Raw genomic sequence first — 11965 nt, forward strand, 5'->3', positions numbered from 1 at the left:
ATCTAACGAATTTCTTTTAGTATGAATGTTTCGCTGAATTGGCTCGCGACGCATGTGGATCTCAAGGGCAAGTCGCCTGAAGAGCTTGATCGCTTGCTTACCTTTGCTGGCGTCGAAGTCGAAGGCATCGAGGTAAAAGGCGTGGTCTCGGACAAGATCGTGGTCGCGCAGATCATGGAAGCCGTGCAGCACCCGAATGCGGACAAGCTGAAGGTCACGAAGGTGGATGCCGGCGAAGGCACCCTCCGCCAGATCGTCTGCGGTGCGAAGAACTACAAGGTGGGCGACAAGGTGCCCTGCTGCCTGCCCGGCGCGAATCTTGGCAGCTTCACCATCGGCGAGACCACCATGCGCGGTGTCGAGTCAAAGGGCATGCTCGCCGCAGCCTCGGAGATCGGCCTGGTGGACGCGGAGGACGGCCTCATGATTTTGCCCGCCAACGCACCGATCGGGAAGCCGGTGAAGGAGCTTTTCCACGGCGACGTCCTCTTGGAAGTCGAAGTCACGCCGAACCGCCCGGACCTGCTGAGCCACTACGGCATGGCCCGTGAAATGGCCACGCTGCTTGAAGTGCCGCTGGCCCCCCTGGAGATCCCCGAGCGGCACGGTCTGACCGGCAAGGGCGTGAAGATCGAAGCCTCTGATGCTTGCCCCTTCTACACCGCGGTGCGCATCTCCGGCGTGAAGATCGCGCCCAGCCCAGCCTGGCTGCAGGAGCGGCTCGAGTCCATCGGCCTGCGCCCGATCAACAACGTGGTCGATATCACGAACTTTGTGCTGCACGAGATCGGCCAGCCGCTGCATGCCTTCGATGCCGCAAAAGTCAGCGGCGCGCTGGTGATCCGCGCGGCGAATGCGGGCGAGCAATTTCTCGCCCTCGACGGCCAGACCTATCCACTGCTCGAAGAAGACTGCGTAATCTCCGATGAATCCGGCAGCGCCCTCGCCCTCGGGGGCGTGATGGGCGGCGCGGATAGCGGCGTCACCGACGGCACCACCGAGATCCTACTGGAGTCCGCGTACTTCACCCCTTCGCGCATCCGTCGCACCTCGCGCCGGACTGCACTTTCATCGGACTCTTCGTATCGCTTCGAGCGCGGCGTAAATCCGGACAATGTCCTCGCCGGTTCCGCGCTGGCGGTGAAATTGATCACCGAGATCGCCGGTGGCACCGCGGAAGAAGTCACCATGAAGGCGGGCGAGGAACCTGTGCTGACCCAGTCCGTGACGCTCGATACTACCAAGCTCGACCAGCTCACCGGCGGTAGCATCCCCCACCACGAGGCCACCACCATCCTCAAGCGTCTGGGCCTCTCGCTCAGCTCGAATGGCAGCTGGTATGTCCCACCCTTCCGTGCCGACCTCCAGCGCCACATCGACCTCGTCGAGGAGATCGTCCGAGTGAAGGGCCTCGATGCCGTGCCCTCGCGCTTGCGCGGCACCTTCGTGCCCTCCAGCAGCGTGGACGCCGCCTACGATGCCGACATGCGCATCCGCGAGCGCCTCGCCGCCCTCGGCTTCCATGAGTGCCAGACCATCAAGCTGATCTCCGACGCCCAGGTCGGCGATGCCCTGCCACTCAAGCCCCTGCTGCCCGGCGATACCATTCGCGTGAGCCTGCCGCTCAGCGAGGACCACGCGGTCATGCGCCCGAGCATCGTCCCCGGCCTCGTCGCCTCCGCGGCCCGCAATGTCCGCCAAGGCACCAAGGCGCTGCGCCTCTTCGAAATCGGCCGCGTCTTCCGCAATGCCGGCGGCGGCAAGGCCAAGGATCTTGAGGCCGACTCGCTCGCCATCCTGCTCTCCGGCCCAGCCCTGCCCACGGGCTGGGCTCGTCCAGAAGCTGCCGCGGACCTCTACGATCTCAAGGCGATCATCGCCGCTCTCGTGCCCACCGCGGCCGTCCAGCTTGTCCCGCGCCAGCGCGACGGCTTCGCCCTCGGTTGCGACATCCAGGCCGGCGGTCAGAACCTCGGCACCTTCGCGATGCTGCTGCCCTCGCGCCAGCGTGAGCTGGATGCGGAAGGCCCGATCTTCGTTGCCGAACTCGACCTCCCCAAACTCCGCAAGTTCGTCGCCGGCAGCAAGGACATCGCCGATCTTCCGCAGTTCCCCGGTTCCTCTCGCGACGTCGCCCTCGAAGCCCCGGCCGCGCTGGCGAATACCGAACTCGAGAAGGTCCTCGCCAAGGTCAAGGAGCCCCTGCTCACCGGCTTCGAGTGCTTCGACGTCTTCCGCGACGAGACCGGCGCCAAGCTCGCGGCCGACCGCAAGTCCATCGCCTACCGCATGCACTACCGAGCACCGGATCGCACGCTGAAGACCGAGGAAATCGACGCCGCGCACAAGGTGGTGGTGGAGGCGCTGACCAGCGGACTCAAGCTCACGCAGCGCTAGGCCTTGCCGCCGCTCATTTCCCCGCGGGAAGCTCGAACAGCTTGCCGAATTCGGCTTCGAATTCGGCCAATTTCGTCGTGTGGAATTGAGCCGTGCGGCCGTCCTTCGGGCTGCGCATCTGGTAGCTTACCATCACGGCACCTTCCCTAGGGCGGATCACTTCGGCCTCAAGGTCCGGCTTTGCCAAGCGTGCCGATAGATCGTCCCGGAACAGCCCTTTAATTAGCGCGACTGAATGCTTCTCGCCGAGGACGGGCTCGAATTCCTGCAGCAGCCCATCAAACAGAGCCAGCCCCCGGTCGCGGCGGGCGCGGGCATAGTAGAACTGGTGAAGGGAACCGTCCTCGGAATGATTCACGGTGGGCTTCATGCGGCTCGCTAGGTCCTGCGTGGCCTCTTTGCGAAAGCTCTTCATCGCCTCCTGTAGCCGCAGGACATTGGCATCCGTGAGCTTCAGGAGCTTGATAGCCTCCGGCGCGAGTTCTCCGTTCGTCTTCAGGGCAAAAATCTCGGAAAAGAGATTGGTCCCATCGCCGTCGTCGGACCACAGATCCTTCTTACCCTCCAATAGCAGCGCGGCCAGCTTGTCCGAGCCGGACGACGAGCGGGGCTCTCCGCGGGTTCTTCGCGGGCCGTAAGGCTTCGTCTCCCTGGAAGAATCGGAAGGACCCGCAGTCCCAAGGACACGGGCTCGCTCTCTCAATCCCGCCACCTCCCGGTTCTTGAGGACCAAGGCCCCCGTGAGAGCCAGCAGGATACAGCAGCCAAAGACTTTCCACAAATTCATGATCCTTATCCGGGGTTGAAGACCCAGCTCTAACGGCCCTGCGGAAGCGTGCGGATCGGGAGCTTCGGATAAGCGGCTCCGCCCTCTTCCGGAAAGTCGAAGACCTTTCCGAATCGTTCCTCGAAAGAGTCCATCGCTCCGGTAAAGCTTCCCCCGCCTTTGTCAGAGCCGGGCTCCCGGGAGACGCACTTCACCACCCCGATGTTGTTCTGCGTCGGCCCATAGAGGTCGAACTCAAGGTCGTATTTCCCCATGCCGCCGAGGAACTCGTCCTCAGGCATGGCAGCCCTGAAGCGCGTGCCACGCACTTCGCCGATCGCTGTGACGAAGGCCTTCGAAAGCTCCTCGAAGAAGTGCTGTCCGCGATCCGGACGCGCTGGCGCCTGATAGTAGTAGTGGTAGCCATCCGCCTTCTTCTCCTCCCCGGTCAGCTTCACCCGCGCCACGAAGTCCGCGCTCGCCTCCTCCCGCACTCGGCGGACGGCTGCTTCCAGAGCGGCGATTTCACCATCGGTGAGTTCCAGCCTTTCGACGGCGTCCGTGGTCGGGCGGCCCAAATTGTCGAGCCCGACCAGCTTGGGATCGAGGTCCATTCCATGCTGCTCGCCATCGACCTCCACTCCCGCACCCACGGAGAAGCCCGCCCTTGGTGCCACGGTGCGGCCGACACCTTTGCTCTCCGCCCTCATGGGCGCCGCGGCAGCCTCTCCCTCCAAGCGTCCACCGGAGCTCGGAAGCTTAGGCACGGCAACAGCGATTTCGGCGCGCAGCCGGTCAGCCTCGCGATTCTGGAGCAGCCAAGCCCCGGCGAGGAATACGGTCGCGATGGGAATGAGCATCTTCATGATCAGGCTTGTCGCAGTCAGGGTGGTGGCCGGGCCCGCAAGGACCGCGGCGCTGACCGCACCAGCCAAGGCCACCGGCGCGGCTTGCACCGCATGTCCCGGAATGGCGACCGTGAGCACACCCGCCGAAACGCTGACCCCGCGCCGTGCGAACAACTCACGCAGACGCTCGACAGCACGGTTCACCCGCTTCTGCGCGGACTCCGCGCTGATCCCCAGTTGCGCCGCGATCTCCTTCGCCGAGCGCTTCTCGAAGAAGCGCAGCAGGATTGCATCGCGGTCGGACTCACTCAGTTCGCCGAGCACCGCATCCAAGTGTGGCGCAATCTCCGCCCAAGCGGGCTCACCCTCGTTCGCATGGGCCGCTTGCTCATTCATGGCGATCGCTTGTTGCTCGCGCGACCGCCGGCGCGCGTCGCTGCGGATGCTGTTGGTCGAAAGATGCCGCGTCGTACGATGCAGCCAGCCCGCCAGCACCGGGTGGGAGGAAAGGCGCCCGGCCTCCCTGGCCAGCGCCGTAAAAACCGCCTGAGTCACGTCCTCCGCCGTATGCGGATTCCGCACCACCCGCAGCGCCGCCGAATGAACCAGATCAATGTGCCGCCTCACCAACTCCCTGAAGGCGCTTTCAGAGCGGCTCTTGGCGTACTCCTGCAGGAGCTGCTGGTCGGTCAAAGCGTTCACTTATCCCATAATAACCGCCGCCGGAAAAATCGGACAGCCTTGGGAAAAATTCCGCCGGGACCTCATGCCCCGAAGCGCCCGCCATAGGTCCTATAGGACCCATACGACCTATCGCCTCACCAAAGAGGCCGCCCCAGCCTCAGCTCAAATCCCCCGCCGTCACCGAGGTCTGCTCCCGCGACCCCAGCGCATTCGCCTGCTGGATCACCCGCTCCGCAGAAGCATCAAAGCGATAGCTGTGGCAGTTCGGGCAAAGCACCGCTCCGGCACCGACGATCGAGTCACAACCCTCGCAAACTTTGTAGCCTGAGGGATTGGCGGCGATCTTGGCGGCTTTGGCCTGGCGGGATTCGGGCTCGGGCGGCACGGGTGCGGGGTTCATGAATGAAAGGGTGGGTAGGTCTCTCAACCAAAGGAAAAAGCGGCACCGGATACCGGGGCCGCTTTTGGAAATTCCTTCAACCGTCCGGTTCAGCTTAGCCAATCGAAGCAAGCGCCTTGGCAGCCTTGCTCTTCAGGTTCGCGGCCTTGTTCTTGTGAATCAGGCCCTTCTTGGCGGCCTTGTCAACGGCGGACGAGAATTCGGACAGCGACTGACCGGCAGCCGGCTTGTCAGCAGCAGCCACCGCGGCAAGCGTCCTCTTGCGCAGGGTCTTGATGGTGGTCTTGCGGGTGCGGTTACGCTCGGTGCGGACCTTGGTCTGACGGACGCGCTTGAGGGCTGACTTGTGATTGGCCATGGTAAGAAACGGAAAAACGAAAAAACGGGACGGTTGAGAACCCGGGCGGGGTCGCGCGGGGGCGGCAATGTAGGGACACCGCCGCCCCTGTCAAGCTTGTCTGTGGGTCAGGACGAGAATTCCAGAATTAGAGTTTCGCCATCCCGGATCCCAGTCCCGTGCTCGGCGCGGGGCAGGCATTCGGGTGGGATTTCACCCACTCTTGGCCTTCGTAGGTCTCCAGCAGGGAACCGCGCATCACACGCACTTCCGCGCCTTCACCGATCTGGTTGTAGAGATCCACCACATCCTTCTGGCCCATCCGGATGCATCCGTAGGAGGCCGGGGTGCCCAGACGCCACTCCTCGGGAGTCCCGTGGATGTAGACGCAGCGCTTGAAGGTGTTCTGGTTCTGGGCCTCCATGCCGTGCAGCCACATGATCCGGCCCACGATCGGGTCACGGCCAGGGGCGTTCGGCTGGAGCACTTCACCGGTCGGCCGGCGGCTCTTGAAGACCATCCCGGAAGGATAGCCGTCGCCGATCTTGCGGGCGACTTCCATCTTGCCGAGCGGGGTGTAGTTGCTGCCGTTCTTCGAACCGATCCCGAATTTCGAGGTCGATACGACGTACGACTTGACCGGTTTGCCATCCTTGACCAGCAGCAAGCGCTGGTCACGAACACTCACAACCATTTGGCTGTGAGTGTCTTTGGCCGTGCCGCAGCTGTTCAATGACAGCGCGGCGGGTAATAAAAACGAGGAAGCGAGCGCGTAACGCAGGATTCGCTTGATCATGGGGTGCGACTTAGTTGTCCGTGGTGTGTTTTTCAGCAGTGGAGTCTGAAGGAACGCGACCGGAGGGCAGCAGGCGAGCCATCGACGAAAGCGACGTATAGAAAAATCCGACCGGGAAGGGAAGCAGAAGAATTGCTGACGAGTAATTCCCCTTAGCCGCCGCCTCAGCCACCACGAACAGGAAGAAGAAGCCGAAGAGCAGTTCCACCACCGGGGTGAGCGTCTTCATCGCCTTGTAGCTGCTCTTTTTCCAGTCGGTCTTGGCCTTCTGGCCCACCCCATACTTCGGCGTGCGGACGAAGGCGGTCTGGTGGTTCAGCAGCGCTTCGATCACCGCCTTGGCATTGTTGATCGACATCCCGATCCCCAGCGCCAGCAGCAGCGGCAGGTAGGGCAGCTCCTTCCACCAGCTACCCGGGCGCAGGGCCTTCTGGGCCGTGATGTAGAAGACCACCACCGAAACGGAGGAGAAGAAGAAGATCGGGATATTGATGATGTACTTCGTCATCGACCCGAAATCCGGCGCATGCTGCTGGTTCGGGTAGATCAGGAAGCACAGGCAGATCAGCATCAGATAGGCGAAGTTCGAGGTCAGGTGCGCCGTCGCCTCCATCTTGATGTAGAGCGGCACCTTGGCCTTCCAGATTGCCGGCAGGACCTTCTTGCACACCTGGATCGAGCCCTTGGTCCAGCGGTGCTGCTGGCTCTTGAAGCCGTCCATGTCCACCGGCAACTCGGCCGGGGTTTCCACCTCATTGAGGAAGATGAAGCGCCAGCCCTTGAGCTGCGCGCGGTAGGACAGGTCCATGTCCTCCGTCAGCGTATCGTGCTCCCAACCGCCGGCGTCGGCGATGCAGCTCTTCCGCCAGATCCCGGCGGTGCCGTTGAAGGTGAAGAAGCGGCCGCTGCGGTTGCGCGCGGTCTGTTCCAGCTCCAGATGACCGTCCAAGAACATCGCTTGAATCCGGGTCAGCACGTTGAAGGTGCGGTTCAGGTGACCCCAGCGGGTCTGGATCATGCCGATCTGGTCGTCGGAGAAGTAGTGCACCGTCTTCTGCAGGACGTCCGGATTCGGAACGAAGTCCGCATCCAAGATGAAGAGCAACTCGCCCTTGGCGAACTGGGTGCCGTGCTCCAGAGCGCCGGCCTTGAAGCCCGTGCGGTCATCACGGTGGATCATTTCGGCATCGAAGCCCAGCGCCACCAGGCGCTCCACGCCCTTGCGGCAGATCTCGGTCGTCTCGTCGGTCGAGTCGTCCAGCACCTGGATCTGCAGCTTGTCCTGCGGGTAATCCAGCTTGGAGACCGAGTCGAGCAAGCGGTCGACCACGTGCATCTCATTGAAGACCGGCAATTGCACCGTCACCAGCGGCAGATCCGAGAAAATCTCCTTCGGCACCGGGTGCTTCCGCGCGTGGCGCAGGTAGAGGTAAACGATGCACAGGCGGTGGAAACCGAAACCCGCAAGACCGGTGAGCACAACGATATACGAGAAATACCAAAGAGGTGAGGAGAGGTCCATGCGTGTGCTAGCTCAGGGTTGGGACAGTCGTTCGGGAAAAATTCAGCGTGCTCGGAAACGCGGAGACGAAATCGCACCGCGGTAGCGGTTGATTGGTTGTCAGAAATGGAATCCGGGCAGGCCGGAGGCCACCAGCTTTGCATTACACTGTCAAGACAGGAAACCGGTTCTCCAGCGGAAAGCCTTCAACCACAAGGTCCAAGCGGGAAGGCAGCGTCCCCGTTCCGGTTCTGTTGGATTCCGCCGAAGCGGATTTCGTTCAAACGAATTCTTCCCGGTATGAACGGGAGTGATAGGAGGGAACGAAGGATGCTGGCGGCTTCTTTCAAACAATTTGCTCCGCTCCGCGAAACACCGGCCCCCCAGCCAAGCCCGAGCTACGCGCCAGCACTGCAATTGACTGATCCCGGCTATCGGCATCTAGCATTGGCGGCAGAACCCCGCACGGATTCTCATGCCCAACTGCGACTTCTACGCCCTAGGCCAAGACCACCTCGGCATCCTCAGCCACCTCCTTGAGGCCGGTGAGTGCGACATCTACGAACTCAGCTCCCGCAGCGGCCAAGAGACACTCTGCTTCAAAACCCTCGCCGACTTCGAAGCGCGTTACCTCATCCCCGCTGGCGATTGGACCCAAGTTCCGGAGACCATCCACCTCCAGCTCCACGTACGTGCGGCCGGCGGCACGGTCCACCACCGCCGCATCCAGTTCACGGATACTCCCTCCTTCTGTTACAGCACAGAGGGCTGGGGCCTGATCCAGCTTTACCTCCGAGCCCCGCTCCGTGAACGCCTGGGCCCGTCCCACAGCAACCACAACAGCGCCATCCGTGCCACCACCTGGCGGAAGACCATCAAGGACATGGGTGACCCCGACTCCTGGGATTGGCCGCTGCTTACGTCCTTCTCCCGACGCTTGAACTCCTTTATCCGCCGCCAAGCGGTCGCGAAGCAGGGCTCACGGGTCATCCTGCCCGCCGCAGCCGAGGCCAAGGCCAAGGGACTGGAGTTCTCCCTCATTTGAATTTCCGCCCCAAGCTCGTCCGTAAGCCTTCATGATCAAACGCTGCCGCCGCTGCGATCGCATGGTCCTGCCCAACGACACGACGACCAGCGTTTCGCAGCCCGATCTCGCCGGCAAGCAGGTGGGGGACAGCTTGGACCTCATCGTCGATTCTCGGAACCCGCGCCGGCTGGCGGCAGGAAGTGGAACAAGCCGAAGCAACGGGATTGGATTGAATTCCCGCGCCTGCCGGGAATGATGAAAGCCATCTCATCCGCATGATCCGCCCGGCAATCCTCGCCACCACCGCCGCCTTGCTTAGCTTTGCGCCGGTCCTCTCTCTTTGCGCTGAGGAAGAGACCCAAACGGCCGAAGCCAAGGCCGAGATGGCCAGCCTGATCGAAGTCTGGAAAGAGCGGCTGAGGGAGGACCCCATCTCCAAAAAGGCGTATTGGGCGGAAAGAGCCAAAGAGGACGCCGAGTCCTGCGCGAAGGCGAAGGTCGAGATGGCACAGCTCAAGGAACGCGCCAAGGGCCTGACCGCCACCAGCACCCCCGTCGAGGTCGAGCAGGCCTTGGGCAAGGTCGGCTCGGAATCCTTCTCCGTCCGCGGCAAGACACGCACGAAGACTTGGAGCTACCTCGGTCATGGCGATGAGGATGCCTACCTGAGCTTCGCGGTCGACTTCGCCTCCGACAATACCTGCAAGGTCCGCGTCGTGGAGATGACCCGCGAGCAGGCGGAGGCCGAGCCCAAGCATGTGCTCGAAGGCACCATCGAAAGCTTCTACTTCGGCTATCCCAGCGACGAGAGACCGGGATTCGCCTGCAAGGACGTGAAGATCGATGGCAAGGCGGTGGGCCGGGTTCCCTTCATCATGACCGATGACCGCCCGCGGATCACCGGCAGGATGGATGTCGGTGCCAAGGTGCGGATCGTCTATCACGGCAAGCCCGACGACCTCGTCTTCCTCGACCAGCGGGCCTTGAGCCTGGTCTCGTTGGAATGCAGCGGCCTGCCAGAGCTCACGCCCGAAGGCGAGGCCGCCAAGGAACTGGAAGCGAAGCAGGCATATGAGCGGGAGCAGAAACAACAACCGCCGCCACCGCCCTACAAGCGACCGGACACCATCTTCCCGCCCGAAGCGCAGAAGACCGTGAACCTCCTCAAGAAGGAGATCGTCCCGCAGGTCGATTATGAAGACGTGGATGCCACCGTGGTCTTGGAGGACATCCGCCAGCGCCTGGAGAAACTAGACATCGACCACCGGTACATCATCAGGTTCTTCGAGCCCCTTCCGACTGAACCCTTGCCGCTAGGCATCGAACCACCAGAGCAACCCAAGAAGGTAAAAGAACTGCACCTGCGGAATGTCCCGCTCTTCGATTTCATGCATTACTTCGGGGAATCCGTCTATTGGGGCTGGATCGTCTATCCGGACGGTTCGATCCAATTCATTCCCAGCGTATGCGCCTGCGGCTATCCTAGGGACGGACGCGCTGGACATACCGCGAGCTTCTGAGCCTCGCCCGCTGCCATGCCAAGGCCGGCCGCCGCGACGATTGCCTGACAGCCCTTGCCGCCGCCCGTGCGGCTGGTGAAAGAATTCCCGACGCCGCAGACCAAGCTGCCCTTGAGACGGATCTCAAAACGGTGGAGGCAATGCTTTTCGTGGACGCGCCTTTGGAAGGGTGAAGCAAGGCTCTCACGATGCGGCTTGTTGCCGCCGAAGTGCGACGGTCATAGACGCGCCGCTACAGAGGAGGGATCGCGCGAAACGGCGATCCTTGCCTTTCATACAGCCTCTCAGCGGAACCCGCCCATCGTGAAGGCGCGTAGGGCGAAGAACAAGACAGCCAGCAGGGGCACCAACACGAGATACATCGCCACAGTCACCACGAAGCGCCCGAGGACTTCGCGGGTTTCGGTGTGATCTCCCGGCAGCTCCGGCCCCCGCGCTTGCAAGCGCACGGTCGGGGTCTCGGAGGAAGGATCGGATTCAGGATCGTAGCTTGGAAGGGATCGGGGCATGGCAGGAACTTACCCACAATCCCCTGATTCCCGGAATCGATAGGCCGAGGCTCTCCATCGGGATTTCCGATGAAAATCATTGCTTGCCTTCCAACTTCGATGTCGGGCGTTCGATGCTTTTATCTCTTACCCCCCTTCCCACTGCTCAAAACCCCCCTTCCCCTCGCGCCAAAAACCCCCGTTGAAACCCTCCCCTTCATCTTCTACTTCTTCTTCATCTTCTAAAGATACCCCCTACCCCTGCCAGGGGGAGTGCATGGGGGTCTGTGACGGTTGAGGAAAGTGGCGCTTTGCACGGGCATTCCGGTTGCGGGATTCGGGAACTGGTGGCAGCATGACTTCCGTGACACCGATGCGTTCGCTGCTGGGGATTTCGCTTGCCGTCATCATGGCGCTTCCAGCCGCCATGGGCCAGGATGCCAAGCCCGACAAGCCGGGGATCCCGGAAGACTTGCTCTCCGACGAGCATGTCCGGGAGGAATTGGCAGTCAACGAGTTCACAGCCCCTTCAATTGCCAAGATCTTCGAATCCCTGGAGGCGCTGGCCCCGATCCCGATGTTGAAATCGCCGCGGGACACCGTGACGAAGATGCCCTCGAACCGCGCCGATCTGGCGGTGGAGCTGGGCTTCCTGATCGCCGATGGCTTCCTGATCGTGCAGGCCGGTGAGCTCACGAAGGTCGAGACCATGGCCGCCGATCTGACGAAATACGGCAAGGGCCTGGGAGTCGGCGAGAAGGTCAACCGCCACGCCGCGAGCCTCCTGGAAAGCGCCCACAAGAAGGACGTGCCGACGCTCAAGAAGGAACTCGCCGCCACCCAGAAGGACGTGGAGCTCGAGCTGGTCTCCCTGCGCGATCCGGACGTGGCACACCTGATTTCCCTCGGTGGCTGGATCCGCGCGCTGCAGGTTTCCTCCGGTGCGGTGGAGACCCAGTTCAGCGAGGAGCGCGCCAAGCAGGTGATGCGCGAGGACATCGCCGACTACTATTCCCAGGTCGTCAGCGGTCTGGAGCCGAAGATCTCCGAGCGTGCGAACTACGTGGCAATGCGCGATCTGCTGGCTGGTCTGAGCCACGAGATGGTCACCGACGGCAACCCGGCGACCAAGGAGCGGATGGTTGAGATCCACAAGCAGGCAGAGAAGCTGGTCGAACTGGCCCTCACGCGTCACGAGTGA

12 protein-coding genes are annotated in these 11965 nt (G+C 62.4%); 5 read left to right on the forward strand and 7 right to left on the reverse strand.

What is annotated here, in order from left to right:
* Positions 1-21 precede the first annotated feature (21 nt).
* Positions 22-2397, forward strand: a complete 2376-nt coding sequence (pheT, locus tag BV071_RS11235; protein ID WP_035606512.1) for a phenylalanine--tRNA ligase subunit beta — start codon at positions 22-24, stop codon at positions 2395-2397.
* Positions 2398-2410: 13 nt separating this feature from the next.
* Here pheT and BV071_RS11240 read toward each other — a convergent pair whose 3' ends face one another.
* The 6 genes from BV071_RS11240 to BV071_RS11265 all read right to left on the reverse strand — a co-directional run bounded on the left by BV071_RS11240 (position 2411) and on the right by BV071_RS11265 (position 7750).
* Positions 2411-3184: a hypothetical protein gene (locus BV071_RS11240; RefSeq protein WP_265594333.1), complete on the reverse strand. Its 774-nt coding sequence runs from the start codon at positions 3182-3184 to the stop codon at positions 2411-2413.
* A gap of 29 nt (positions 3185-3213) precedes the next feature.
* Positions 3214-4713, reverse strand: coding sequence for a sigma-70 family RNA polymerase sigma factor (locus tag BV071_RS11245; protein ID WP_035606517.1), 1500 nt, complete (start codon positions 4711-4713; stop codon positions 3214-3216).
* Positions 4714-4852: 139 nt separating this feature from the next.
* Positions 4853-5095: a Zn-finger protein gene (locus BV071_RS11250; RefSeq protein ID WP_035606520.1), complete on the reverse strand. Its 243-nt coding sequence runs from the start codon at positions 5093-5095 to the stop codon at positions 4853-4855.
* Between the two features lie 94 nt (positions 5096-5189).
* The gene (gene rpsT / locus BV071_RS11255; protein ID WP_035606523.1) at positions 5190-5453 is read right to left on the reverse strand and encodes a 30S ribosomal protein S20; all 264 of its coding nucleotides are present in this window, start codon (positions 5451-5453) and stop codon (positions 5190-5192) included.
* Between the two features lie 127 nt (positions 5454-5580).
* Positions 5581-6228, reverse strand: a complete 648-nt coding sequence (locus tag BV071_RS11260; protein WP_081885930.1) for a L,D-transpeptidase — start codon at positions 6226-6228, stop codon at positions 5581-5583.
* Between the two features lie 10 nt (positions 6229-6238).
* On the reverse strand, positions 6239-7750 hold the full coding sequence (locus BV071_RS11265) for a cellulose synthase family protein (protein ID WP_035606526.1): 1512 nt from the start codon (positions 7748-7750) through the stop codon (positions 6239-6241).
* A gap of 454 nt (positions 7751-8204) precedes the next feature.
* Here BV071_RS11265 and BV071_RS11270 point away from each other — a divergent pair, with 454 nt between their 5' ends.
* From BV071_RS11270 to BV071_RS11280, 3 genes are read left to right on the forward strand one after another with little or no spacing between them, the layout of a single operon-like run.
* On the forward strand, positions 8205-8774 hold the full coding sequence (locus BV071_RS11270) for a hypothetical protein (protein ID WP_035606529.1): 570 nt from the start codon (positions 8205-8207) through the stop codon (positions 8772-8774).
* 31 nt (positions 8775-8805) lie between these two features.
* On the forward strand, positions 8806-9012 hold the full coding sequence (locus tag BV071_RS11275) for a hypothetical protein (RefSeq protein WP_035606532.1): 207 nt from the start codon (positions 8806-8808) through the stop codon (positions 9010-9012).
* Between the two features lie 19 nt (positions 9013-9031).
* Positions 9032-10276, forward strand: a complete 1245-nt coding sequence (locus tag BV071_RS11280; RefSeq protein WP_035606533.1) for a hypothetical protein — start codon at positions 9032-9034, stop codon at positions 10274-10276.
* A gap of 284 nt (positions 10277-10560) precedes the next feature.
* On the opposite strand, the gene BV071_RS11285 is transcribed toward BV071_RS11280, so the two are convergent.
* Positions 10561-10785, reverse strand: a complete 225-nt coding sequence (locus tag BV071_RS11285; protein ID WP_035606535.1) for a hypothetical protein — start codon at positions 10783-10785, stop codon at positions 10561-10563.
* Between the two features lie 352 nt (positions 10786-11137).
* Here BV071_RS11285 and BV071_RS11290 point away from each other — a divergent pair, with 352 nt between their 5' ends.
* Positions 11138-11965 carry a hypothetical protein gene (locus BV071_RS11290; RefSeq protein ID WP_265594334.1) on the forward strand — a complete coding sequence of 276 codons (828 nt, stop codon included), beginning with the start codon at positions 11138-11140 and terminating at the stop codon, positions 11963-11965.

The sequence above is a fragment of the Haloferula sp. BvORR071 genome (assembly GCF_000739615.1).
Lineage (GTDB): Bacteria > Verrucomicrobiota > Verrucomicrobiia > Verrucomicrobiales > Akkermansiaceae > Haloferula.